The organism is Capnocytophaga sp. oral taxon 324 str. F0483 (assembly GCF_000318315.2).
GTDB classification, from domain to species: domain Bacteria; phylum Bacteroidota; class Bacteroidia; order Flavobacteriales; family Flavobacteriaceae; genus Capnocytophaga; species Capnocytophaga ochracea.
The window spans coordinates 72,560-97,244 of the sequence record NZ_KB291527.1 but is presented as its reverse complement, the minus strand read 5'-3'; the positions used below and the strand labels follow the sequence as shown (position 1 = coordinate 97,244).

Here is a 24,685-nt window from a genome sequence, read left to right as displayed (position 1 = left end):
CTTATCCTTTTTAATTTCTTTGTTGAATTTCTATAGCGTAAGCTTAATATGCAACAACTAAAAAATACTCCTATAACCTCTTTTCCTGCTCTGGCGCAACAAATCCGCAACCGCATTATAGAGGTTATTGCTACACGAGGTGGGCACTTAGGTGCAAGTCTCGGAGTGGTAGAGCTTACTATTGCGTTGCACTATGTGTTCGATACTCCTCACGATATACTAGTATGGGACGTAGGGCACCAGAGTTATGCTCATAAAATCCTCACCGATAGAAACGAGGATTTTACGCATATACGCGAGCGTGGAGGTATCAGTGGTTTTCCTAAACGTGCAGAAAGTCAGTACGATGCTTTTGGTACGGGACACTCATCTACCTCTCTTTCTGCTGTCTTGGGTATGGCAATGGCATCGGCTTTGGAGGGGAATACTCAACGCCAGCACATAGCCGTGATAGGCGATGCTTCTATTGTAAGTGGTATGGCTTTCGAGGCACTGAACTATGCAGGCACCACCGATACCAATATGCTCATTATACTGAACGACAATGCAATGGCTATCGACCCCACCGTAGGAGCGTTCTCTCATTACCTTGCCCAACTGAAAACCGAACACGCTACCCGCAGTGCTTTTTTTAGTACTTTGGGGATTACCTACAAAGGCGTAGTAGACGGACACAACCTCCCCGCACTCATCACGGCACTCAAAGCCGAAAAGCAAGCCCGTGGAGTGCGCCTCTTACACGTTGTCACCACCAAAGGTAAAGGATATCCCAAAGCCGAAGCCTCACAAGTGCTCTTCCATTCCCCCTCACAATTCGATAAAATCACAGGCAACCCTCTGCCTGAAAATTCTGCTCTCCCTGCTAAATATCAAGACGTAGTAGGGCAAACCCTCACCGAACTCGCCCAGCAGAACCCCAAGATAGTTGTCATCACCCCTGCGATGAGTAGTGGTAGCGGACTAACGGCTATGCAAAAGGCATTCCCCAATAGGGTAATGGACGTGGGTATTGCCGAACAACACGCGGTTACCTTTGCTGCCGGTTGGGCTACACAAGGTTTTATACCGTACTGTGTGGTATATTCCACATTTTTACAGCGCGCTTACGACCAGCTTATTCACGATGTAGCCCTCCAAAACCTGCCCGTAATATTCTGTATAGACCGTGCAGGACTCGTAGGCGAAGACGGTGCCACCCATCACGGAGTGTTTGATATGGCATTCTTGCGCCCTATTCCTAATCTCATTATCGCTTCACCGCGTAATGCTACCGAGTTGCGCAATTTGCTCTATACCGCCCAGCAATCGCTCGAGCACCCCATTGCCATTCGTTATCCTCGTGGTCGTTGTACACAAACTGATTGGCAACAACCTTTTCAACAGCTAATTATAGGCAAAGGCGAACAGCTAAAAGAAGGCAGCGAGATAGCCGTACTCACCATTGGCGCCATTGCTGAAAATGTACAACAACAGCTCACTCAAACTGCTGAACCCGAGAAATATGCCCATTACGATGCCCGTTTTCTCAAACCTTTGGACGAGGCGATGCTACATCATATCTTCCGTTCTTATAAAAAAGTAATCACAGTAGAAGAAGGAAGCACAGGCGGTTTAGGCAGTGCCGTAGCCGAATTTGCTACCCAGCACAGCTATACCACTCCGCTGAAAATCATCACTCTTCCTGATAGTTTTATTCCTCACGGCAAAGTAGAGACGCTCAAAGAAGAGTTTTTAAAAATTAGAGATTTAGCAGATTGACAAAATAAGCCAATGTGTGAAAGAACAAAAACTGCTTTTTCTTCAACCATTTCACGTTTTTAACACTTTTTTCTCAACAGTTTTAAAAGCCCTTTCTTCCTATTGACATTCAACTAACTAACACCTTTCCTTCGTCTTAGGTTCGTCTTTCCTTCGTCTTAGGTTCGCTCTTCCTTCGGTGAAGCTTCGGTGAAGAGACAAGTATGATAAATCTTTTATTTAACTGAATAATAATATCTTAACTCTTTTTACAGCATAAGAGACTAAGTTGTATTTTTCTTTTTAATAATTGAAAAAAATACATACATTTAACAAACATTAAGATTTTTTCGACAATCTGTCAATCTTCTATTTTGCTAATCTGATAATTACTTCTCATTCTATACCTCTCCCCCACTATTACATTTTCATTACGCTTTGTCTGTCAAGCATTCACCAGCTATATTCATTCCATTTTACATTTATTAGTTCATTTGCTAATTGCCAAATTAGCAAATTATCATTACCTTTGCACCCTGAAATATTTAGCACGATTCTCTGTATGAAAAAACTCATTGTTCTACTGTTTCTTACCTCCTTTACCGCTTTTGGGCAAGTGCGCAAAGCAAGAACGTACGAAGCCCCTGTAAAGTCCGATACGGTAAAAGTAATGAAAGATACCGAAGCGTTAAAGTTCACTTTCAACCGTTTTAAATTAGCACAACAAAAATGGTTCAAATTCAATCAAGTGAGCCTTAATATGAGCGAGGTAGCTTTTTCTAATTGGAGTGCAGGAGGAGAAAGTTCTATTTCGGGGATATTTAATGCCAAATTCCGTCGCCGTTATACCGAACGCACTTTCTTTTGGGACAACGAATTAGAAATCAACTACGGTATTAATGCTCAAAAAGGACGCGAAGTGCGCAAGACCGACGATAAACTCTCACTCATCTCATCGTTTGGCTATCGAGGCGACTCACAGTCGTTTTGGTATTACACGGCGCGCTATCAGTTTCTTTCACAAATCAGCAACGGGTACAACTATCCCGATGTGGAAAAGCCTATCTCCAAATTCTTTGCCCCTGCTTATATCACCTTTGGTTTGGGTACTGAATATGCTCCTTCAAAGATAAAATTCAGTATTTTCCTTTCGCCTATCACGCTTAAAACTACTGCTGTACTCGACCAACGTTTAGCCGATGAAGGTGCTTTCGGGGTAGAAAGAGCCCAGCGTGCTCCTGACGGTACTATTCTGAAAAAGGGTAAGCGTACTCATAACGAACTCGGTTTTTCAGTGTCCGGTCGCTGGGACAAGAAAGTGATGGAGAATATGATACTCAATACTTCCTTCAACTTCTATGGCGATTACCTTAAAAACTTCGGAAATATAGATGTGGATTGGGAAACTAATCTCAACTTAAAGGTAAATAGTTACGTGCAAGCGCGTATAGGGGTGCATATCAAATACGACGACGATGTGAAGTTTTATTCCTACAAAGCACCTAATGGTGAAGTGCACAACTATGGCGCACGCACTCAGTTCAAGCAAGTATTAGGAGTAGGAGTACTATATACTTTTTAAGTGATGTTTTTAGAGAATACTGTAAATAACAACGAAAAGACAGGCTGGATAGAAGTAATATGCGGGTCGATGTTCTCAGGCAAAACCGAAGAACTGATTCGCCGATTACGTCGTGCCCAATTTGCAAAACAGAAGGTAGAGATATTCAAACCCAGTTTCGACACGCGTTATGATGATACCAATATCGTATCGCACAACGCCAATGAAATTCCTTCTACACCCGTAGAAGCCGCCGCCAGCATTATGCTTCTTGCCGATGGTTGCGATGTGGTGGGTATAGACGAAGCACAGTTTTTCGACGACGAGATAGTACACGTGTGCAATGAGCTCGCCAATCGCGGGGTACGTGTAATCGTAGCAGGACTCGATATGGACTATAAAGGAAAGCCTTTCGGACCTATGCCCTTCTTGATGGCTACTGCTGAGTATGTTACTAAGGTACACGCTGTTTGTACACGTACCGGAAACCTCGCCAATTATAGTTTTCGCAAAGTTTCTAACGACCAGCAACGCTTGTTAGGAGAAGCCGATAGCTATGAGCCTCTCAGTCGCGCTGCCTTCTATAAAGCAATGAATGCTAAGAAAACAAAAGAATAATACCGCACTTAAAGTACTTAATTGATAAGTTATTTTGGTATATTTAGGGTATTTTCAAACTTGCTAATCTGTTAACTTGCCAATTTGTAATTATTTTGTACTTTTGTCTGATTTTTAAAATGAAGTAATATAAACAACCATTATGAAAAAGAAAAATCCTATTACTTGGGTGCCTACCACCTATTTCGCTATGGGGCTTCCCTTTGTGATGCTTTCATTAGTTTTTCCTATTATCTTCAAAGGATTAGGTATTCCTGACGACCAGAACGCTTTTTGGACTTCTTTACTCATCTTACCTTGGTCATTAAAACCTGTTATCAGTGTAATAATGGAGCTCTATGGTACTAAAAAACAATATATTGTCATTACCGAATTAGTATCAGCAGCTTTATTCGGTTGTATTGTCTTTTCGTTACCTCTCCCTAACTTTTTCACTGTGTGTTTAGCCTTATTAGGAGTGATTGCCCTTAGCGGTTCTACTCACGATATTGCAGGTGACGGAATGTATATGGAACAATTGGACACAGCTACCCAAAGTGTATATTCTGGCTGGCAAGGTGCTTTCTATAACTTAGCAAAAGTGCTTGCCAATGGTGGTCTTATCTTTTTAGCAGGTTGGCTCGTAAAAGCAAAAGGTATGAGTGTAATTGCTTCTTGGCAACTGATTCTTAGCATTTGTGCTACTATTTTAGGTCTCGTAGGTCTATATCACCTTTATGCTTTGCCAAAAGATACTAAACCTCAGCAAGCTGGTGATTTTAATGTAAAAATGAAAGAACTATGGGGTATTTTTGTAGCTTTCTTCCGAAAGAAATATATTTTTTATTATTTGTTTTTTATCTTCTTATACCGTTTTGCAGAAGGATTAGCTATGAAGATAGCTCCTCTTTTCCTCATTGCTAAAACTGATAAAGGGGGCTTAGGGCTCACCGAACAAGAATATGGCTTAGTATACGGTACTGCGGGAGTTATTGCTTTTATTGTAGGCTCTATTTCAGCTGGCTATTTTGTCTCTCGTGTAGGGTTGCGCAAAGCTCTTTTCACTTTGGCGTGTGCTTTTAATATTCCATTTGTAGTGTATCTACTTTTTGCTTATTTCTTGCCCTCTCACTTGCCTACTATCGCTTTGGGAATTGTAGGTGAGTACTTTGGTTATGGCTTCGGTTTTGTAGGTCTTACCCTCTTTATGATGCAACAAATAGCTCCTGGTAAATACCAAATGGCTCACTATGCTTTCGCCAATAGCCTGATGAACTTAGGAGTGATGGTTCCTGGTATGATTAGTGGTTTCCTCAGTAAATATTTAGGATATCAACACTTCTTCTTATTGGTAATGATTTGCACTATTCCTGCACTATTAATCACTTGGAAAGTGCCTTTTACTTATGACTCCAAGCAGAACAAAATAGATGAAAAAGCTCATTAAACCTACTTCATAGAGCATTTTTAAAGTCTATAATACTCATACTTAAAAGCCTTTACCTAAATACTGATTAGGTAAAGGCTTTTAAGTTATCATTCTTCCTCCTTAGTAAGTTTTATTTCTTTGCCTCCCAATCAAAAGGAAAGAGCTCTGAGCGCGTATGGCTTTGTTCCATAAATCGCTCTATTTTCTTCACTATCTTAGGATATTTCTCGGCGAGGTTGTGCTGTTCAGCAGGGTCAGTAGTAAGGTCGTACAACTCAATAGGAGCTTTTTTATCTTTATTCACGTTTAGGCGTACTCCTTTCCAGTTTTTATAACGCACTGCTTGTCTACCTCCCATTTCGTGAAACTCCCAATAAAGGTATTTATGCTGTTGCTGTTGTTTCTTCCCTAAAAGCGTAGGTAAAAACGACACCTGATGCCTATTGGGTACATACTTCTGATGCGTAATCTCAGCAAAAGTAGGCATCATATCCCAAAAAGCCCCTATGTGGTCGCTTACGCTACCTGCCTTTATCTTGCCTTTCCAATAAACAATGTAAGGGGTACGTATACCGCCTTCGTACAAGTCGCGTTTAATACCCCTCAATCCTGCTGAGGAGTTGAAGAACTTGGGGTCAGCACCACCTTCGCGATGTGCCCCATTGTCGCTCGCAAAGATGATAAGGGTATCCTCATCAAGCCCTTTAACTTTAAGGAGCTTGCGTATTTCTCCCAAATACTTGTCTAACCGACTCACCATAGCCGCATAAGTGGCATAAGTATGCGGTTGCGACATATAACCTGCCCAGCCAAAAGGTTTAGGAGTAATCTTGTCATAATCCACCCCTTTATAAGGTTTCTTGGGGAGATATTCGTACGAAGCGTAAATACTGTTGTGAGGCACAACCAATTCGGCGTGTGGGAGTGTATAAGTAAGCCACATAAAGAAAGGCTTTTCAGCTGTTTGTTTGCCTATATAATCCAATATTTTTTCTTGTATGAGGTCTTCGCCATAAACCTCTTGGCGCTCATAATTTCCGTTTTCGGAAATGAGCACCTTTTCATTGTCGTGCCACAAGAAAGCAGGATAACGGCGATGAGCGCGGAACTGCGAGTTATAACCAAAAAAAGTATCAAACCCTTGTTTTAGCGGATTCCCTTCGGAAGGAACGATACCTAAACCCCATTTACCAAAACAACCCGTATTATAGCCTGCTTTCTTAAAAAGTTGTGCTACCGATGGGTCGTTAGCAAGTAAAGGTGCTTGCCCATCTACTGGCTCACGCACTTCTTCATTACCGCGTATGTGCGTTTCACCCGTAGTTTGCCCTGTAATAAACGAAGCGCGAGAGGGCGCGCACACAGATGTACCTGTATAAAACTGAGTAAACTTCATTCCTTCATCAGCGAGTTTGCTGAGTTGGGGTGTTTTGATAATTTGCTGACCGTAAGGCTCTATATCTCCGTAACCTAAATCGTCAGCCAAAATAAAGATAACATTAGGAAGTTTTTCTTGCGCCTTGACTCCTATGGTACATAAGGAAGCTAAAAGGCTTAATAGTAAATGTTTCATAATAGTTAATAATGAGTTATAAATGGTTAATCATTAATGCGACAAAGATACAAAACAATTTACAATTAGCAATAAAATAGACTATCAAACTCACATTAATCAACATTAGTCCGATATGATCATCACCACAACTCCCCTTGCGTCTCTATTGTCTCTCTCCTGCGAGTCTCTCTCAGACATCTGATAACTCCCCTTTGGTCACTACAATTCCCCTTTTGAAGATAGCCAGCGACAACTGAGTATGTGCTCAAAGATAGCAGAGTATGCGTATAAGAAGATGTTTTCACCACATTACCTTCATCATTCGTCACCCGTCATTCGTCATTTCTTCCCTTTTCCGTCACACTCCCTCCTAGTGCCTATTCCTCTTTCTTTCGTCTCGAAACCCTGTTTTTAACATTTTTACCCCTATTATATCATATTATGAATCAACTATTTATATACCCTTTCTATACCAATCGTCCAAGATTCGTATAAGCTTCCTATAAGCTCTCTATAAACTAACCATACCCATTTTACCTCTTACCTTTTACTTTTTACCTGCATCACCTCTTCCGTTATCTTTTGGCATTTTACGATAATCCAAAAAATCCAATTACTAACCCTCAATTAGTAAAACCTAACCCATTTTTTGCTAGTCTCCTAATTTATTACTACCTTTGCCTCATACAAATAAAAAATACTTAAACATTATGTCTTACATAGCAACTATAAACAGCAATAATCCTGAAGCCTTAGAGGTAATAAATTACCTTAAGACTCTTGACTTTGTGAAAGTTACTAAGAAAAAAGAATCCAAAAAAAATGTAACAGTTACTTCCGAAGTTTTAGAGGAAGATGAAAACGGCATCCCTCTAAAATTTAAAGATAAAATAATGGCTATGTCAAAACAAGCAAATCGCAATATGACCAAACGTTGGGAAGCAGCTATCGCCAAAGAAGAAAAAAAGCATAAAATATGATAGTCATTTCCGACATATATGTATTTCTACACAAGAATTAAAAGCCAATATCTATAAAAAAGTATCTCCTCTACCAAAAGATTCTCAAAATAAAAAATAACCTTAGTTCCTCATATTTATATAACTAAGAAAACATCAATAAACCTCCTCTTAAATTTACTAATCAGCAAATTGTCTAATTGACAAATTATTCATATCTTTGCCCCATAAAACTGATATAGTGTTATGGAACAGGTGTACATCTTTATGCTGTTCGTGTTCTTGGTGCTCGCCGTTATCGATTTGGTGGTGGGTGTGAGTAACGATGCAGCTAACTTTCTTAACTCTGCCGTAGGCTCCAAAGTAGCCACCATTCGCACCATTATGATAGTCGCCAGCGTGGGGGTAGCCATTGGTGCCGTCTTTTCTAGCGGAATGATGGAAATCGCACGTAAAGGCATCTTTAACCCTCAGCTCTTCTATTTCGATGAGGTTATGGTTATCTTTATGTCGGTTATTCTTGCCGATATCCTCCTCTTCGACCTCTTCAACTCTATCGGTCTACCTACTTCCACAACCGTTTCTATCGTATTCGAACTCTTGGGCGCTGCGATGTGTGTCGCCACTATCAAAACGTTTATGAGTGACGAATCGCTTTTTAACGCTTTCAACTATATCAATACAAGTGAAGCAGGCAAAATTATCACCGGTATTTTTACCTCGGTAGCCATCGCCTTTACAGTCGGTACGATTGTGCAATATTTAGCCCGATTAGTATTCTCATTTAAATATCAAGAAAATGTAAAATATGTAGGAGGTGTGTTCGGCGGGCTCTCGCTTACAGGGCTTTCCTACTTCATTATCTTTAAAGGACTCAAAGACGTCGCTTTCATTCCTAAAGAAGCCATTGCGTGGATAGACACGAATATAGTGCCGCTACTCATTGGCTGTTTTATTTTCTATTCGGTGCTCTCACAAGTGCTTATCCGTATGAAAGTAAATATTTTTAGGGTAATTATCCTCAGCGGTACTTTTGCTTTGGCAATGGCTTTTGCGGGTAACGACTTAGTGAACTTCATAGGGGTACCGGTAGCGGCTTATCAGTCGTATGATATATGGCATAATTCAGGAGTAGCTCACGACGGCTTGTTAATGGGGGCTTTAGCCGATGGGCAAATCTCTACTCCTACCGCCTTGCTATTGCTTACCGGTTTTGTGATGATTCTCACCCTTTGGTTTTCCAAAAAAGCACGTCACGTAATCGATACAGGCGTCAATCTATCTCGTCAAAATGAAGGAGGTGAAGAGAAGTTTTCTTCTAACTTCTTATCGCGATTCTTGGTGCGTATTACAGTGATTTGTGCCAATGCCGTGAACTTCATAATGCCAAAGTCAATTAGCAACAAAATAGACCACCGTTTTGAAAAACCTGAACCTGACCCTAATGTAAAAGAAGAAGACCTTCCTGCTTTCGACCTCGTGCGTGCTGCTATCAACCTCGTGGTATCCAGTAGTTTAATTGCCATTGGTACTTCCTTTAAGCTCCCTCTTTCTACTACTTATGTAACCTTTATGGTGGCAATGGGTTCTTCCCTTGCCGATAGAGCTTGGGGGCGCGATAGTGCCGTATATCGCGTGGCAGGGGTACTGAATGTAATCGGCGGTTGGTTTTTAACAGCTATTGTTGCCTTTATCGGGGCATTTTTAGTAGCAGGCATATTGTATTACGGAAGCGTGATTGGGCTTATTGTGATGATAATGGTAGTAGGCTTTGTGCTCATTCGCAACGCAATTATCTACCGCAATAAACAGAAAGCCAAAGCACAAGGCAAACGCTTTGAGCGTGCCGACTTGGCTACCATTGGCGGTGTCATCAAAGAAAGCTCTAACTATGTATCCGAAACGATTTTCCGCATCGACCAGCTTTATAGCAAAGTGGTGAAGAATCTCGGCACTCAAGATTTAGGCAAACTCACCAAAAACAAAAAGAATGCTAAAAAACTCGAAAAAGAACTCGATGAGCTGAAAGGTAATGTATACTACTTTATCAAATCGCTGAATGAAAGTTCAGTAGCGTCTAGCAAGTTTTATATCCTTATTTTGGACTGTTTGCAGGATATGGCACAATGTCTCACGGCTATCACACTCAATAGTTATGAACACGTAAACAACAATCACAAGAACCTCAAATTTAATCAGCTACGTGACTTAAAATACATTTCCGATAAGATGGAAGATGTGTTTAAGGCAGAAGCCGAAATATTCAAAGGTTCAGACTATAACAAGTTACACGTAATTTTCGAAGATTGTAAGGTGTTGAAAAACGAAGTGTCAAAGATGGTACAAAAACAAATCGACCGTATTCGCACTACCGAAACCAGTCATAAAACTACTAAATTATATTTTAGTATTTTATTAGAAACCAATGCGCTCATCCGTGCTAATAACAACCTGCTAATGCAGTTCGATGAATACCAAAAACAGCAAAATAAGAAGAAGAAAATGAACCTTATCACCCAAGTAACAGGGAAGAAATAATGAAGATATAAAAAGAGGTAACTAAGTTAATTTTTAGTTACCTCTTTTTCTTTTTTTATATTTTAACTATTCGTTAATAGCTGCAATACCAGGAAGTACCAATCCTTCAAGGCTTTCAAGCATCGCTCCACCACCGGTAGAAACATAACTTACTTTATGCTCAAAACCAAATTGTTTTACAGCAGCTACCGAGTCGCCACCTCCTACAAGTGAGAAAGCTCCTTTTTTAGTAGCTTCAGCCACATAATCACCTACGGCAATGGTACCTTTAGCGAAGTTAGGCATTTCAAATACTCCGATAGGACCATTCCACAAAATAGTTTTTGATTTAAGCAATACCGATTTGATATTTTCAAGAGTCTTAGGTCCTGCGTCCAATCCTTCCCAACCATCGGGAATAGCATTTACAGGTACTACTTGTGTTTTGGCGTTGTTATCGAAAGCGTCAGCAGCTACTACGTCTATAGGCAAGTGTACTTCTACTCCTTTAGCTTTGGCTTTGGCAAGGATATCGAGTGCAAGGTCAAGTTTATCGTCTTCGCAGATAGAACTACCTACTTTTCCGCCTTGTGCTTTGATGAAAGTATAAGCCATACCCCCACCTATGATAAGGTGGTTCACTTTATCTAAGATATTTTCGATAATAGTGATTTTAGAAGAAACTTTTGAACCACCAAGGATAGCAGTTACAGGTTTTTCGCCGTTCTTCATCACTTTATCAATACTTCCAATCTCCTTAGCGAGGAGGTAACCAAAGCATTTGTGGTTAGGGAAGAATTTAGCAACAATAGTAGTTGAAGCGTGAGCGCGGTGAGCGGTACCAAAAGCGTCGTTCACATAGATATCGCCGAGTTTAGCAAGCTGTTTAGAAAATGCTTCATCTCCTTTTTCTTCTTCGTTATGAAAACGCAAGTTTTCAAGTAATACCACACTACCAGCAGGAGCAGCTGCTACCGCTTTTTCGGCTACTTCGCCTACGCAATCATCTACAAAAATCACTTTTTTACCTAATACTTTTTCCACTTCACTTACGATGTGACGCAAAGAATACTTGTCGTTGCGTTCCCCTTTAGGGCGACCTAAGTGGCTCATAAGTACTGCGGTTCCCCCATCTTTGAGAATTTTCTCGATAGTAGGTTTCGCAGCCTCAATACGAGTGTTATCAGTTACTTTAAAATTTTCGTCCAATGGCACATTAAAGTCCACGCGAATAAGGGCTTTCTTGCCCGCAAAATTAAAATTGTCTATGGTTTTCATATATCTAAAACTACAATAATTTTATTCAAGCCTCAAAGGTACAACAAAAAAGTGATATACACAAAACTTTTTGACAATAATTTTATTTCGCCAATTGCCCTTGATGGTGGAATGGGCGTGGTAGAATTGGCACACTGACAAATTGGCTAATTGCCAAATTATCTTTATCTTTGCGCCCTCAATTCAGAAACTCAAACCTCTATGGCTAAAGAAATAGACGAAAGTAAGCAAGGGCAAAGCCTTGTTTTACAAGCTGATAATAACAATTCTAAAAAACTATATATCGAGAGTTACGGTTGCCAAATGAACTTCTCCGACAGTGAAATTGTAGCTTCTATTCTCTCCAAAGCGGGATATAATACCACTGATACTGTTGATGAAGCCGATTTGGTACTTATCAACACCTGCTCAGTGCGCGAAAAGGCAGAACAGACCATTCGCAAGCGTTTGGAGCAATTCAATGTGTACAAACGCAAGAAACCCGCTATGAAAGTGGGCGTATTGGGCTGTATGGCCGAAAGGGTAAAACACGCCTTCCTCGAAGAAGAAAAAATAGTGGATATGGTGGTAGGTCCTGATGCTTATAAGGATTTACCTAACCTACTTGAAGAAGTGGAAGAAGGTCGTGAAGCGGTAAATGTGATTCTCTCTAAGGACGAAACCTATGCCGATATTGCACCTATTCGTCTCAATAGCAACGGTGTAACAGCTTTTGTATCAATTACGCGCGGTTGTGACAATATGTGTACTTTCTGCATTGTACCTTTCACTCGCGGACGTGAACGCAGTCGTGACCCTTATTCTATCCTCAACGAAATCGCCGACCTCCAAGCGCGTGGTTTCAAAGAGGTTACCCTACTGGGGCAGAATGTGGATAGTTACCTTTGGTATGGAGGCGGGCTCAAAAAGGATTTCAGCAAAGCAAGTGAGATGCAACAAGCCACCGCTATCAACTTCGCTAAACTCCTCGATATGGTGGCAACAGCTCAGCCTGAAATGCGTATCCGCTTTTCTACTTCCAATCCGCAGGATATGACCCTTGATGTGATTGATACAATGGCAAAACACCCTAACATCTGCAAGTATATCCACCTGCCCGTACAGAGCGGTAGCAATCGCATCTTGAAAGCGATGAACCGCCTCCATACTCGCGAAGAATATTTTGCGCTGATAGACAGCATACGCGAACGCATTCCTGAGTGTGCTATTTCGCAAGATATGATTGCTGGTTTCCCCACCGAAACTGAAGACGACCACCAAGATACGCTTTCGCTAATGGAATATGTAAAGTATGATTTTGGGTTTATGTTTGCTTATTCGGAGCGTCCTGGCACGTTAGCAGCACGCAAAATAGAAGATGATGTACCTGAAGAAGTAAAGAAACGCCGTCTTGCTGAGATTATCGACCTGCAACAAAAACACAGCTTGTACCGCACTCAAGCACAAATAGGCAAAACGGTAGAAGTGCTTATAGAGGGAAACTCTAAAAAATCGGATAAAGAGTGGATGGGGCGCAATAGTCAGAATACCGTAGTAGTATTCCCCAAAGAAGATTATAAAATAGGCGATTTTGTAATGGTAAAAATTACAGATTGTACTTCTACTACCCTAATAGGAAAAGCTATAAAAATTAGTAATGAAAGACAATAGAGAAAACAAAATAGGCTGTCCGGTTAAGGGACAGCCTATTTCTATTTATTGTTTCCGATAGGTAATCGTTACATTCAAAATATCATCAATGGTATAGCCTTTTTCTTTAAGAGTAGGGTCATAAGGTATTTGAGAGCGCAAAAAAGCTTTAAATTCATTGTCGTATTTAAAAATAAATTGTGTAGGGGTAATACTAACAACAATATCATAAGCTTTAAGAACCACTCCATTAGCCCCTTGTAAGCACAATTTGCTATTTTCTACAAAATATTTTACCGTGGCATTCTTTTTTTCACAATCATCTCCTTTAAGAGTGTGCTCCTCCGAGGTGAAAAATTCACCATAGAAAATGTACTTGTTTTCTTTGGCACACTGCATTTGTTTAGAAGTAATAATCTCAGTGAATAACTTACCATCAGGTAGCTTTGAATTTTCATAAACCCAAGTACCTTGTAATTCTTTAGGATGCTTAGTATCCTCATTGTCTTTTTTAGTGCACGCCGTGAAAGCTATCACAGAAAGTGCTATTAATAATATTCTTTTCATTAGAATAAAGTTTTAAATTCGGAACAAAAGTATAAAAGATTTTACTAATTAGCAATTTTTATTTTTACTCATTACCTGTCGCGCTACGAGCTAACTCTATAATCTCTAAGTTTTTAATCTCTCCTGCTTCTATCTCAAAACGAAGCATCGTACGCACGGTTTGCCAACCATAAAGACCAGCAGCTCCTGGGTTGAGGTGTAACAACTGAAACTGTTTATCGTATTGCACTTTTAGAATATGTGAATGCCCCGAGATGAAGAGTTTAGGAGGACAGGTTAGGATTTCTTGTTTTGCCAACGGACTGTATTTATTAGGGTAACCGCCTATGTGTATCATCAGTACCTCCACGCCCTCACAAGCAAACCGATTTACTTCAGGGAACTGCTGCCGTATCTCTATGCCATCGATATTACCATAAACCCCACGCAAAGGTTTTACGGCTTGCAACGCCTCTATCACTGCCAGGTTACCAAAATCGCCACAATGCCACACTTCGTCTGCCTCACTAGCGTAGTGCAATATGCGATCGTCTATATACGAATGGGTATCGGAGAGGAGAAGGATTTTCATTGTACATCTAATTTATGATGTTGTTTACCCTGAATCTTATAGCAAGCGCGTTTGGCAGCAATCTCTTCAGCTTTTTTCTTAGACGTAGAACGCGCCCGAGTTACCGAAAAGCCTTGTACGTGCACTTTAGCAACGAAAAACTTAGTCTCAGAACAATCTTCTATATCTTCTTCAGCCTCAAAAGCAAAGTCTAACTTATGTTTTTGACACCATTCTATCAACAAGCTCTTATGGCTAATAACCTTTCCTTCCAAATTCTTGATGTTGATATACGGCAAAATGAGCTCACGCTCAATGAACCTAAAACAAGCCTTATAACCTCTGTCTAAATAAATTGCTCCTATAAGTGCCTCGAAGAGGTTACCAGTGATATTATTACCTAATTGTCTCGGAGTGAGTTTAGTGCGCAAGAAGTCCAAGAGCCTCATATCCTTACCGAGCTGATTGAGGTTACGGCGCTCTACGATTTTAGAGCGCATTTTGGTAAGATAGCCTTCATCTTGTTCAGGAGCATTGGTGAAAATATAGTCGGCTATCACGGCGCCAAGAATCGCATCACCCAGAAATTCAAGGCGTTCATAGCTCTTACGCGTTGCTTTTTGGAATTGGTAAGAAGGGTGTGTAAAAGCCTCGCTGTAATACGATAAGTTTTTAGGAGGAAATCCTAAAAGCTCTTTGATTTTAGTATAAAAAATCCCGTCTTTCTTCTTAGGAATAAGACGGGGAAAAGTTAATATTTTCTTTAAGCCGAACACTTATAGTTTATATCTTTTTGAATAATAAGCACGCATTGTGTCCACCAAAACCAAAGGTATTGCTCATCGCTACTTTCACGTCGCGATGTTGCGCTTTGTTGAAGGTGAAGTTGAGGCGTTGATCTATTTTTTCATCGGGATGTTCAAAGTTGATGGTAGGAGGAACGATGCTGTGTTTGATAGCGAGGATAGACGCTACTGCTTCTATCGCTCCCGCAGCCCCCAACAAGTGCCCCGTCATTGATTTAGTAGAGTTAATATTAATATCGTAAGCGTGCTCGCCAAATACATCCAATACTGCCTTAGATTCAGCGATGTCTCCTAATGGAGTAGAGGTACCGTGCATATTGATAGCATCTACTTCGTTCACTGATACTCCTGCGTCTTTAAGACAGTTAATCATTACGTTTTTAGCACCAAGCCCTTCAGGGTGAGGCGCCGTCATATGGTAAGCATCAGCAGAGAGACCTCCTCCTGCCAATTCGCAGTAGATTGTAGCCCCACGAGCCACTGCGTGATTGTACTCTTCAAGCACTACCGCTCCTGCTCCTTCGCCTAATACAAAACCATCGCGATTGGCATCAAACGGACGAGAAGCTTTGGCAGGGTCTTCATTGAAAGTAGAAAGGGCGTGCAAGGCGTTGAAACCACCGATTCCAGCAATAGTAACCGCTGCTTCCGAGCCACCTGATACCATCATATCAGCATAGCCAAAGCGAATATAGTTTAGCGCATCTATCATAGCATTAGCTGCAGAGGCACACGCTGAGACTGTAGTGAAGTTAGGACCCCTAAAACCATAGCGTATAGAAATCACACCTGCTGCGATATCAGCTATCATTTTAGGTATAAAGAATGGATTAAAGCGTGGCGTACCATCGCCTTCGTTAAAGTTGATTACCTCATTTTGGAAAGTTTCTAACCCCCCAATACCTGAGCCCCAAATTACCCCTATGCGGTCTTTATCAAGCGTATCCATATCAAGATGAGCGTCTTTTACGGCTTCATCAGCAACCACTAAGGCATATTGAGCAAATTTATCGAGCTTACGTGCTTCTTTTTTGTCTATAAAATCCTCGACATTAAAGTTCTTTACTTCGCAAGCAAACTTTGTCTTAAACTTTGAAGCATCGAAATGGGTAATAGGCGCAGCACCGCTCTTGCCGGCTACGAGTCCTTCCCAAAACTCTTGGGTGGTATTACCTATAGGGGTAAGAGCCCCTATACCTGTAACTACAACACGTCTTTTCTCCATATTAGTTTCAACTTTTTAGCATTTAGGTTTAGAGCAAAAAGCATTAAGCAGTAAGCTACCAAGTATATACGTTGATAGCCTACTGCCTATGAGCCAATTATTGTTTAGCGTCTTCAATATATTTGATTGCTTGACCTACAGTTGCAATGTTTTCAGCTTGGTCATCTGGAATTTGAATATCAAATTCTTTTTCAAACTCCATAATCAATTCAACAGTGTCTAATGAATCAGCTCCTAAGTCGTTAGTGAAGCTCGCTTCTGCGGTTACTTCATTTTCGTCTACGCCTAATTTATCAACGATAATGGCTTTAACTCTTGATGCAATGTCTGACATAATTTTCTTTTTTTATAATTTGATAATAATTACTGCCGGCAAAAGTAACACTTTTTTTTTGAAACACAATCTTTTTCGTACAAATATTCTTATTTTTTACTTTTAAAAAATATAAACCTACTTATTATCATAGATTTATCATTTTATAAATATTCTACTTTTTACTTTGCTTTTTTCACTTTTTCACTATCACACTTATTCCATTTCCACCAAATCCTACCGCATTAATTAATATATGTTCGAGTTTATCGGGTACAGATTCGGGATAACTGAGGTAAGGCACCCTTTCAAAACGGTTATTCTGTAACATTCGTATTGCCATTGAGAGGTTCAGTGCTCCACTCGCCCCATAGGTATGTCCGTGTTGCCATTTATTATTGGTGAGTAGAGGTTTTTCTCCACCAAAGACTGCTTCTATAGCTTTGAGTTCAGCTTGGTCACCTTTAATAGTACCCGTACAGTGAGTGATAATCACATCTATCTTGGGGTTCCCAGCACTTGTCAAAGCACGAAGCATAGCATCTTGCAAGCACTGTCCATTTTTGGAGAGCGATACACTATGAGTGAGCTTTTCGGTAGCAAAGCCTAAACCTACAATATAAGCTAAGGCGTTAGGTCGTTCTCCTTTTTCTAAACAGAAACAACCTGCCCCCTCCCCTAGCACCATTGTGCTTTGTTTTTTGCTCATATCCATTGCACGACAAGAATAAGGCAAAGGCAAACTACTGTATATTTTCAGAGCTTTCACTTGTGCAATAGTAAAAGGAGTGAGAGGTGCCTCGCTACCACCTACCAAGAAGCGGTCTTCCATACCACTTTCCAGCCACGCAATAGCATTGGCAATGCCGTGTAAAGCGGTAGAGCAAGTAATAGAATGTGAGAGCTCAAAACCCTCATTGCTCAAATCCTGTGCTACCCAAGTGCTGATATTGCCTAAAGTAGTAGTAGGCGAAGCTAAGGTTTGGCAACTGTCTTCTTTCAGAAAATGACTAAAATGCTTTTCAAACAACATTGTTGCTCCTCGCGACGACCCTATATTGATACCAAAACGAACTCCTTGCCACCCTGCTTGCGCAACAGCTCTTCGTGCAGTATGTAAGGCATAAAGAACGGTGGGGTCTAAGGGCTCATAAGCAGAATTAGAAGCTCTGAGTTGTTCTATAAGTTTTTGGTCACGGTCAGAAAGTCGCCCTTGTGGAATATTATTGTGAAGAGAGAGCGCCTCAGCTGCGAGGGTACTCATCCCTGTAATAGCTATTTTCATTTCCCGCTTGCTAATTGTTAATTATCAATTGCTAATAGTTCTATATATTCTTTAATATGCTTCTTCGCTTGCCAGCCCAAAGCTTCTGTTTTTTGGGTAATAACTTCAGCAGTCATACGGTTACCTTTGCGCTCCGGTAGCATTTGTATCTCGCCCCCAAAAAGCTGAGCAATTTCTAAAACTGTATAAGTCTCCGGACTGCCAATACCATAACCGTCGCCTTTACCTTTTTCACCTACCAAGAGTAAGCCCGCTACTATATCATCTATATGCGTAAAATTGCGCTGTTGAGTACCTGGGGCTACTACCGTGAGAGGCTCCCCTTTCCTCATCTTCTCCTTAAAGAGTGCTATAAGTGTTGCATATTTCCCTGTATTAATTTCGCGTTTGCCATAAACATTGTAGAAATACACAATAGCATAGTTAAGCCCATACCACATACCGTAGTTCTTAATAAGCTCTGTATTCGACGATTTGCTCCAAGCATACGGACTTTGGTCTTTGCCTAAACCCCCGTCACCAAACTTGGTGCTACTGCCTGCATATACGAGTTTAGCTCCGTGTTTACGAGAAAACTCCAATACTTTCAGTGTACCTATTTTATTAAACAACAATACCTTGTCGATATCCTCAAAACTCTGTTCCACCCGTGAGTATTCACCTAAGTGATAAATAATATCAGGTGAAAAACTGATAAGCTCGAAGATATGTTCGGTACTTCCTTCGATATATTGCACCCCTTCTACGTGATTTTCACGCTTACCGGTGAAATAATTGTCTAACGAATAGACCTCGTTGTTAGGGTCTTTGGCAAGAGCTTCACAAAGATTAGAACCTACAAATCCTGCCCCCCCCGTTACTAATATTTTCTTCATTTATCCTAATAATACAACCTTAGTTCAATATAATATTATCCCGATTTTACAATTGCTTTGCGTTACATTATGTAGGGGCAAAACAACCTTTCACCCTCATTTTATTTATTCTTACTTGTGAATTGCAAAATAAGACAACCAATGGCGTAACACACCACATCTGCCCACGAAAAGTGATTGCCTAAGAGGATATACCCCAAACTTCCTCTCGTGAAGCCCAAATAAGTAGCCACACCCAAGTACTGCATCACTTCTACGGCTACCGCAAAGACAAATATACCCCAGATGAGTTTATCCTTATGCTTCACTTTCACGAACGAAAGCACTAAGTAGTACAGTAATATCACCACCAGTACATCGCCTATATAGCCTCTAATAAAGCCCATACTGCTAAACACTGTCGCAATAAGCAGTTCTGCCCCCAACAGTGCCAACGCCCATATAAAGTACTTTTTGTTAAATGTTAGTTTCATATCACACTTACCTAACTGTCACGGACTTTACCTCTTAGCTAAAACAAACTTTCTCCATTCAAATCCGTCGTCAAAGCTTCCGTCATAAAGTCTAAAAACGGACGCATTGCCAAAAGTCCCTGCACTACTTTCTTATCAAAGTCCTTCGCTGTGGCTTCTTGTCGTGTATAGTCGTGTTTTAAGAGAAACTGCTTTTTGCGCAAATAGGCAATCATAGGGTCGTCTTTCTCAAAACCTTTGGGGGCAGTCTTCACCTCGTCACCCCATAGTTTCCCGTCAAACTCTTTCTTTATCCCCTCACTATTCATCACTTTTTGAAAATCCTCAGCATTGAGAGAAATTTCCTGACGCATACGCAATAAATCTTCTTTGTTAGGATCGAAAAAACCTCCCCCTATAAAGGTCTCTTGCGGACTAATATGCACGTAATACCCACCACGGTAATGCGGTTGTTTGCGTTGTATATAGCAACCGAAGTGTGTCTTGTAAGGTGTTTTGTCTTTAGAAAAGCGCAAATCGCGATAGATACGGTATATTTTCAGTGGTGCAAGGGTATCGTGCTCAGCAAGCCCAGTATAAATATAATTGAAAAGCAATGTAGCTTCTAATTTAGCACATTCATAAGCCTCCTTATGAGCATCGAACCACTCTTTATTATTGTTTTTAGCAAGGTTTGTAAGAAAAGAAAAAATCATAATACTAATTACAAATGACAAATAACCAATAAGGATATCTTTGTTGTTAGAAGTGCAAAGATAGTAAATAATTGCAAATAGAAGACAATTAAATAACGATTTTTTAGTTTAGAGATTTTTACTAAAATTAAGAAATCATATAGTTTTCCCTTAAAAATTTTAAACTTATAAAAGTGTGAAATTCAATGTTTTATATAGCCTTTGTATACCTATCGTCCAAGATTCGTTCAAGCTTTCTATAAGCTAAGCATATCTACCCTATATATAAAAAGTCTTAAAATTTTCAGATTTTCACACTTACCCCCACTTTAAATGAAAGAGCATTCCCAAAAGCCACTTGTCCGTTGAGTCCTACGTTTTTGAAGATAAAATAGCGAAAACCTAAATGTGCATTCCACAATACAAAATTATTGGTGTGTTCTCTTCTGAATTTTTCGGGTATAGGATCGGAAGAGCTATCACAACCACCTGAACTATATCCATCAGGAGTATCGCTTTGCCAAAAACAATGCCCTATTGAAAGCCCTGTATACCAATCGGTAGTCATACGATGGTCAAAATGGAAGTCCACACTGAGCTCAGGTACGTAAGCAGTTTCGTATTTACTTTTAAGATTAAAACTCTGGTTAGAAAAGTTAGCTCCCACCGAGAAACGAGGCGTAGCACCATAGTGTACCCCTCCGCCTATAATACCTCCTATAAACGAAGCACCTGTTTGCACATCAATAAATACATCGCCTTTGGTGTAGGCTTCTTGAGCACTTATTTGCAATGCAAAAAGCAATAGAATAAAGAGTAAAAACTTTCTCATATAAGGTTTGTTTTTTATTCGCGACAAAGATAATAAAAGAAATGGGAACTTCAAAACAAAGTAACAAAAACTATAGCAGGCTTTATCTTTTATCTCCTAAAAACTAAGCGTTACCCCTGCTAAGTAATTGGCTTCGGCAGCGGGAATATACACCATTCCGTAACCGTTATCGCCGTAAGGAGTGTATTTGGTATTGAAAATGTTATTCCCCATTACCGAAAACAATACCGATTTGAAAGTGCTTTTAGGCTTCCACTCGTATTGCAAACTAAGGTTATTCACGAAATAAGCATCGAGTTTTGCTTCCTCACGCTCGGTGTTATCTACATATTGTGCACCTACATATTTAGAAATCAACCCTATTTGAAAGCCGTCAATAGGTATAAAAGTAATGGTGTTACCGAGCACTACATCAGGAGAATACGAAATGCGAGTATCGCCCCAACTAATAGTGCGAGTGGCGACCTCAGCATCTTGATTCTTATAATCTCTGTTTATATTTTTGCTAAAAGCTACGTTAGGCGACCACAACCAACGCTCTGAGAGTTGCACCATCGCATCGGCTTCAATTCCTGCACGATAACTCTTGCCTACATTCTCACGGATAGGATAACCGGTGCTATTGAGCTTCCCTGAAAGTACTAATTGGTCTTCATACCCCATATAATACCCATTGAGGTTCAAACGTACTTTGGGGGTAGTGAGTCGCCAACCGAGTTCGATATCGTTGAGCTTCTCGGCGATAGGTTTTTTAGCATTAGGGTCGTCTTGTAGGGCTTCGTAATAACTCTTGTAATCGGAGCGGTTAGGCTCTTTGGTAGCACGAGCATAAGAGAGGTAAAGGTCGTTATGTGCATTCAAGAAGAAGGTAATACCCGCCTTAGGGTTGAAACTGTTAAGGTTTTCGTCTATTTTGTATTTATTCGCCTTATACCCTACGTGACGGAATTGTACATCGGCAAACAGACTCCATTTAGGAGCAAATTGCCAAGTGAGTTTGCCATACCCCGCCACTTCTTCTTTGGTGTTGAGCCCTTCGTAGCTATAACGATTGCCATACACAAAAGGCGCTTTTTCTGCCCATAGCAAATCCTTGTAATGCGACCCTTCATAGCGATTGAGCAATCCTCCAAAGAGCAGTTGCACGCCGTCTTTCTGATAGTTCACCGAAAAAGTAGTACCCCAGAAATCGTTGTTTAATCCTTGTTGGTGAATGATGTATGCTTTTTGCTCCTTGCCTGCCCCGTCGAGCACTTTGGGCAATCCTACCTTAGAATATTTTTTCTTCTCATAGTTCTCCCAATAGCCTTTACCTTTGGTGTAGTGGAAGGAAAGTTGCGTATGCCACGCCGTATTCCACTGTTGTGTCCAGTGCAGTTGGGCGTGGTCTTGCTGGTAATTATCGGTTTCGTTATCGTAGAAACGTTTGTTACCTGCAGCATCTTTGTAGGCTCCGGCAGGATTATAACGGCGATTGCTATTCAAAGTTTCTTTATCTACTCCCAAATAAGTGAGATAGACACTTTGTTTGCCTCCAAATACTAATCCTTTGATGAGCGTCCCCCCGTGGCTATAAGCGCCTTGTAAGAAATAGGATTTAAGGTCGGAGGAAGCGCGGTCGCGATAGCCATCACTCTTGATAACAGAAAAGCGTCCGCTGAGCTCAAAACGGTCGTTGAGTTTTCCCGTAGAAAGTTTAAGGCTGTGTTTGTGAGTATTATAACTGCCGTAGAAGTTGGCGAGTTCTCCTGATGCCTGCTCTTGTACAGCATCGGTGAGAACGTTTAGGCTGGCGCCGAAAGCTCCTGCTCCATTAGAAGAAGTACCTACCCCGCGTTGCAACTGTATACTTTCGGCAGAAGAAGCAAAGTCGGAGAGATTATACCAGAAAACCCCTTGTGATTCGGAGTCGTTGAGTGGTATGCCATTGATAGTAACATTGGTACGGTACAAGTCGCTCCCACGTACAAACATATTGCTACTACCAAAGCCCGAACCATCTTCGGAATAGCTCACCACATTAGGCAACTGACCTAACAACAAAGGCATTTGCTGACCGAAATTTTTGGTCTTGATTTCCTCTTTAGAGAGGTTAGAAAAGGTTACGGGAAGTTTTCTGGTAGCCCTCACGGACGATACTAATACTTCGTCTAACTGAATGGGCTTAGGTGAAGGGACGATAGAGTCAGGCTCTATTGTCTGTTGTGCCATTGCCGATGTAGTAAGGCAAATAGCAGTGTACAAAAGTACATTTTTCATTGTAAAATAAATATTTACAAATAAAAGAGGCTATTATTTGGTGTGTTAATAAAATAAAAAAGCCTGTTTATGCTACCCAAAAGCAAAAACAAGCTCCAATTGCTTAGTTTCATTCCTTCAACGGGATTATCCGTTCAAGTTCAATGGGTATAATCTCAGCCTGTTACAGCACCCCTTATGAGACGGCGCAAAAGTACAAATAAATACTAAAACCGCAAATAATACGCTAATTATTTCTTCTTAAAGCCTTTTATGAAAGCTGTAATAATAAAAGTTAGCAAGGCAGGTAAAAACCATTCTAAACCGTAATCGCTCAAAGGTAATAGGCTTTTAATTTCATAAAGCTTATCAAAGGGTAGTCCTAACGTTTGACAGCTATCAATAGTGGAAATAATAGCAGTGACCAATACGCTTAAAATATAGGGTAATTTGCTATTTACAAAGCGGTCGAAGAATAAAACGGTTATAATGAGAGTAGAGACTATGGGGTATATAAATAGCAGAATATAAATCGCATAGTTGATGATATTATCCACCGTGTTAATTGATAATACTACTGAAATGAGCGTACAGACTATAGCACCTACTTTGTACGGGATGCGTTGGTGAGTTACTTCTTCAAAGAATAAGCCCACTGCCGATGTAAGAGCAATAGCCGTAGTAAGACAAGCAAAACCAATAGCTAAGGCAATAGTGATAGTGCCCCATTTTCCTAAAACAGAATGAGAAATGTGTAACAGAAGTTCAGTGCGTTGTACGCTATCAGTTAAAGGATAATCGGTAGTGGCGCCTAAGTAGATAAGCCCTCCATAAATAAACAACAAACAGAGCGTAGAAAGCATTCCAGCCGCAAAAGTAACAGAAACACGCTCATTGCGTGAGGTATAGCCACTATCTATTACTGCTGCAATAACAATACCTGCAAAGATAACCGAAGCCAGCAAATCCATTGTTTGGTAGCCTTCTAAGAAACCCAAAGAAAAACTTTCGGTAGCGGTAAATGCCGTAGAGGTAATACTATCAGGGGGGAAGCATACGCCTAAAATAATAAGCAATACTAAAACTATCAGCAGAAAAGGAGTGAGAAACCTGCCTATAATGCTTACAATCTTGGATTTCGATATAGATAATGCAGTTACAACGGCAAAGAATAGAACGATGAACCACACCTTAGGAAAAGCAGGTAATAAGGGTTGTATGCCTACCTCAAAAGTAGTAGCAGCGGTGCGTGGGATAGCTACCAAAGGACCTATGCATAAAATAACTAATAACGTGAGGATTTTAATGAGCCAAGGGTGCGTTTTCTTCCCTAAATCAGTGAAGTGAGTGCCCGTTTTAGCCACCATTAACACCCCTAAAAAAGGAGCTAAAATAGCAGTGATAAAAAAGCCTAACAACGCCATACCCCATTCACCTTCCGTTCTTAAACCTATGAACGGAGGTAATATAAGATTACCCGCCCCAAAGAACATCGCAAATAAAGCGAAGCCTACGGTGGTAATAGTTTTCCATTTGCTTTTACGAATATGATGCATAGAGGTAGAGAATAACTTTGCAAAAATAG

21 protein-coding genes and 1 riboswitch are annotated in these 24,685 nt (G+C 40.5%); of the genes, 7 read left to right on the top strand and 14 right to left on the bottom strand.

Features of this window, described 5'->3' with window-relative positions; genetic code table 11:
• The first annotated feature begins 48 nt into the window (after positions 1-48).
• The 4 genes from HMPREF9072_RS08035 (at position 49) to HMPREF9072_RS08020 (ending at position 5,342) form a co-directional block, all read left to right on the top strand.
• The gene (locus HMPREF9072_RS08035) at positions 49-1,758 is read left to right on the top strand and encodes a 1-deoxy-D-xylulose-5-phosphate synthase (RefSeq protein WP_009411226.1); all 1,710 of its coding nucleotides are present in this window, start codon (positions 49-51) and stop codon (positions 1,756-1,758) included.
• A gap of 541 nt (positions 1,759-2,299) precedes the next feature.
• Positions 2,300-3,319: a DUF3078 domain-containing protein gene (locus tag HMPREF9072_RS08030; protein ID WP_009411224.1), complete on the top strand. Its 1,020-nt coding sequence runs from the start codon at positions 2,300-2,302 to the stop codon at positions 3,317-3,319.
• A 3-nt stretch (positions 3,320-3,322) separates the two neighbouring features.
• Positions 3,323-3,916: a thymidine kinase gene (locus HMPREF9072_RS08025; protein WP_015782476.1), complete on the top strand. Its 594-nt coding sequence runs from the start codon at positions 3,323-3,325 to the stop codon at positions 3,914-3,916.
• Positions 3,917-4,058: 142 nt separating this feature from the next.
• Positions 4,059-5,342 carry an MFS transporter gene (locus HMPREF9072_RS08020; RefSeq protein ID WP_009411222.1) on the top strand — a complete coding sequence of 428 codons (1,284 nt, stop codon included), beginning with the start codon at positions 4,059-4,061 and terminating at the stop codon, positions 5,340-5,342.
• 112 nt (positions 5,343-5,454) lie between these two features.
• Here HMPREF9072_RS08020 and HMPREF9072_RS08015 read toward each other — a convergent pair whose 3' ends face one another.
• Positions 5,455-6,897 carry an arylsulfatase gene (locus HMPREF9072_RS08015; protein WP_009411221.1) on the bottom strand — a complete coding sequence of 481 codons (1,443 nt, stop codon included), beginning with the start codon at positions 6,895-6,897 and terminating at the stop codon, positions 5,455-5,457.
• 692 nt (positions 6,898-7,589) lie between these two features.
• Here HMPREF9072_RS08015 and HMPREF9072_RS08010 point away from each other — a divergent pair.
• On the top strand, positions 7,590-7,859 hold the full coding sequence (locus HMPREF9072_RS08010; RefSeq protein WP_009411220.1) for a hypothetical protein: 270 nt from the start codon (positions 7,590-7,592) through the stop codon (positions 7,857-7,859).
• A 225-nt stretch (positions 7,860-8,084) separates the two neighbouring features.
• Positions 8,085-10,376, top strand: a complete 2,292-nt coding sequence (locus tag HMPREF9072_RS08005; protein ID WP_009411219.1) for an inorganic phosphate transporter — start codon at positions 8,085-8,087, stop codon at positions 10,374-10,376.
• A gap of 66 nt (positions 10,377-10,442) precedes the next feature.
• Here HMPREF9072_RS08005 and pgk read toward each other — a convergent pair whose 3' ends face one another.
• The gene (pgk, locus tag HMPREF9072_RS08000; protein WP_009411218.1) at positions 10,443-11,633 is read right to left on the bottom strand and encodes a phosphoglycerate kinase; all 1,191 of its coding nucleotides are present in this window, start codon (positions 11,631-11,633) and stop codon (positions 10,443-10,445) included.
• A 201-nt stretch (positions 11,634-11,834) separates the two neighbouring features.
• Here pgk and miaB point away from each other — a divergent pair, with 201 nt between their 5' ends.
• Positions 11,835-13,283, top strand: a complete 1,449-nt coding sequence (miaB, locus tag HMPREF9072_RS07995) for a tRNA (N6-isopentenyl adenosine(37)-C2)-methylthiotransferase MiaB (protein ID WP_009411217.1) — start codon at positions 11,835-11,837, stop codon at positions 13,281-13,283.
• A gap of 45 nt (positions 13,284-13,328) precedes the next feature.
• Here miaB and HMPREF9072_RS07990 read toward each other — a convergent pair whose 3' ends face one another.
• From HMPREF9072_RS07990 to brnQ, 12 genes are all read right to left on the bottom strand, one after another.
• Positions 13,329-13,829: a hypothetical protein gene (locus tag HMPREF9072_RS07990; RefSeq protein ID WP_009411216.1), complete on the bottom strand. Its 501-nt coding sequence runs from the start codon at positions 13,827-13,829 to the stop codon at positions 13,329-13,331.
• Between the two features lie 64 nt (positions 13,830-13,893).
• Positions 13,894-14,400, bottom strand: a complete 507-nt coding sequence (locus HMPREF9072_RS07985) for a metallophosphoesterase family protein (protein ID WP_009411215.1) — start codon at positions 14,398-14,400, stop codon at positions 13,894-13,896.
• A complete protein-coding gene (gene rnc, locus HMPREF9072_RS07980) occupies positions 14,397-15,155 on the bottom strand; it encodes a ribonuclease III (RefSeq protein WP_009411214.1) in 759 nt (252 codons plus the stop codon). The genes HMPREF9072_RS07985 and rnc overlap by 4 nt, the downstream gene beginning before the upstream one ends.
• Before the next feature lie 7 nt (positions 15,156-15,162).
• Positions 15,163-16,410: a beta-ketoacyl-ACP synthase II gene (fabF, locus tag HMPREF9072_RS07975; protein ID WP_009411213.1), complete on the bottom strand. Its 1,248-nt coding sequence runs from the start codon at positions 16,408-16,410 to the stop codon at positions 15,163-15,165.
• A 97-nt stretch (positions 16,411-16,507) separates the two neighbouring features.
• On the bottom strand, positions 16,508-16,744 hold the full coding sequence (locus HMPREF9072_RS07970; protein ID WP_002675303.1) for an acyl carrier protein: 237 nt from the start codon (positions 16,742-16,744) through the stop codon (positions 16,508-16,510).
• A 175-nt stretch (positions 16,745-16,919) separates the two neighbouring features.
• Positions 16,920-18,008 (bottom strand): beta-ketoacyl synthase N-terminal-like domain-containing protein, encoded by a 1,089-nt coding sequence (locus HMPREF9072_RS07965; protein WP_009411212.1) that lies wholly within the window; start codon positions 18,006-18,008, stop codon positions 16,920-16,922.
• Between the two features lie 17 nt (positions 18,009-18,025).
• Complete coding sequence (locus HMPREF9072_RS07960; protein WP_009411211.1) at positions 18,026-18,883, bottom strand: NAD-dependent epimerase/dehydratase family protein; 858 nt, start codon at positions 18,881-18,883, stop codon at positions 18,026-18,028.
• 101 nt (positions 18,884-18,984) lie between these two features.
• Positions 18,985-19,356: a DUF2809 domain-containing protein gene (locus tag HMPREF9072_RS07955; protein WP_009411210.1), complete on the bottom strand. Its 372-nt coding sequence runs from the start codon at positions 19,354-19,356 to the stop codon at positions 18,985-18,987.
• Between the two features lie 38 nt (positions 19,357-19,394).
• Positions 19,395-20,051 carry a DUF2461 domain-containing protein gene (locus HMPREF9072_RS07950; RefSeq protein WP_009411209.1) on the bottom strand — a complete coding sequence of 219 codons (657 nt, stop codon included), beginning with the start codon at positions 20,049-20,051 and terminating at the stop codon, positions 19,395-19,397.
• A 283-nt stretch (positions 20,052-20,334) separates the two neighbouring features.
• Positions 20,335-20,862, bottom strand: coding sequence for a hypothetical protein (locus HMPREF9072_RS07945; protein ID WP_009411208.1), 528 nt, complete (start codon positions 20,860-20,862; stop codon positions 20,335-20,337).
• 96 nt (positions 20,863-20,958) lie between these two features.
• Positions 20,959-23,121, bottom strand: a complete 2,163-nt coding sequence (locus HMPREF9072_RS07940) for a TonB-dependent receptor (protein ID WP_009411207.1) — start codon at positions 23,119-23,121, stop codon at positions 20,959-20,961.
• 95 nt (positions 23,122-23,216) lie between these two features.
• Positions 23,217-23,307: riboswitch (TPP riboswitch) on the bottom strand.
• A gap of 44 nt (positions 23,308-23,351) precedes the next feature.
• Positions 23,352-24,656, bottom strand: coding sequence for a branched-chain amino acid transport system II carrier protein (gene brnQ, locus HMPREF9072_RS07935; RefSeq protein ID WP_009411206.1), 1,305 nt, complete (start codon positions 24,654-24,656; stop codon positions 23,352-23,354).
• Positions 24,657-24,685 lie beyond the last annotated feature (29 nt).

What these genes read in the sequence shown, in the direction of transcription:
- HMPREF9072_RS08035 (WP_009411226.1), top strand. Translation starts at nt 49, where the DNA reads ATGCAACAACTAAAAAATACTCCTATAACCTCTTTTCCTGCTCTGGCG.
- HMPREF9072_RS08030 (WP_009411224.1), top strand. Translation starts at nt 2,300, where the DNA reads ATGAAAAAACTCATTGTTCTACTGTTTCTTACCTCCTTTACCGCTTTT.
- HMPREF9072_RS08025 (WP_015782476.1), top strand. Translation starts at nt 3,323, where the DNA reads ATGTTTTTAGAGAATACTGTAAATAACAACGAAAAGACAGGCTGGATA.
- HMPREF9072_RS08020 (WP_009411222.1), top strand. Translation starts at nt 4,059, where the DNA reads ATGAAAAAGAAAAATCCTATTACTTGGGTGCCTACCACCTATTTCGCT.
- HMPREF9072_RS08015 (WP_009411221.1), bottom strand. Translation starts at nt 6,897, where the DNA reads ATGAAACATTTACTATTAAGCCTTTTAGCTTCCTTATGTACCATAGGA.
- HMPREF9072_RS08010 (WP_009411220.1), top strand. Translation starts at nt 7,590, where the DNA reads ATGTCTTACATAGCAACTATAAACAGCAATAATCCTGAAGCCTTAGAG.
- HMPREF9072_RS08005 (WP_009411219.1), top strand. Translation starts at nt 8,085, where the DNA reads ATGGAACAGGTGTACATCTTTATGCTGTTCGTGTTCTTGGTGCTCGCC.
- pgk (WP_009411218.1), bottom strand. Translation starts at nt 11,633, where the DNA reads ATGAAAACCATAGACAATTTTAATTTTGCGGGCAAGAAAGCCCTTATT.
- miaB (WP_009411217.1), top strand. Translation starts at nt 11,835, where the DNA reads ATGGCTAAAGAAATAGACGAAAGTAAGCAAGGGCAAAGCCTTGTTTTA.
- HMPREF9072_RS07990 (WP_009411216.1), bottom strand. Translation starts at nt 13,829, where the DNA reads ATGAAAAGAATATTATTAATAGCACTTTCTGTGATAGCTTTCACGGCG.
- HMPREF9072_RS07985 (WP_009411215.1), bottom strand. Translation starts at nt 14,400, where the DNA reads ATGAAAATCCTTCTCCTCTCCGATACCCATTCGTATATAGACGATCGC.
- fabF (WP_009411213.1), bottom strand. Translation starts at nt 16,410, where the DNA reads ATGGAGAAAAGACGTGTTGTAGTTACAGGTATAGGGGCTCTTACCCCT.
- HMPREF9072_RS07970 (WP_002675303.1), bottom strand. Translation starts at nt 16,744, where the DNA reads ATGTCAGACATTGCATCAAGAGTTAAAGCCATTATCGTTGATAAATTA.
- HMPREF9072_RS07965 (WP_009411212.1), bottom strand. Translation starts at nt 18,008, where the DNA reads ATGAAAATAGCTATTACAGGGATGAGTACCCTCGCAGCTGAGGCGCTC.
- HMPREF9072_RS07960 (WP_009411211.1), bottom strand. Translation starts at nt 18,883, where the DNA reads ATGAAGAAAATATTAGTAACGGGGGGGGCAGGATTTGTAGGTTCTAAT.
- HMPREF9072_RS07955 (WP_009411210.1), bottom strand. Translation starts at nt 19,356, where the DNA reads ATGAAACTAACATTTAACAAAAAGTACTTTATATGGGCGTTGGCACTG.
- HMPREF9072_RS07950 (WP_009411209.1), bottom strand. Translation starts at nt 20,051, where the DNA reads ATGATTTTTTCTTTTCTTACAAACCTTGCTAAAAACAATAATAAAGAG.
- HMPREF9072_RS07945 (WP_009411208.1), bottom strand. Translation starts at nt 20,862, where the DNA reads ATGAGAAAGTTTTTACTCTTTATTCTATTGCTTTTTGCATTGCAAATA.
- HMPREF9072_RS07940 (WP_009411207.1), bottom strand. Translation starts at nt 23,121, where the DNA reads ATGAAAAATGTACTTTTGTACACTGCTATTTGCCTTACTACATCGGCA.
- brnQ (WP_009411206.1), bottom strand. Translation starts at nt 24,656, where the DNA reads ATGCATCATATTCGTAAAAGCAAATGGAAAACTATTACCACCGTAGGC.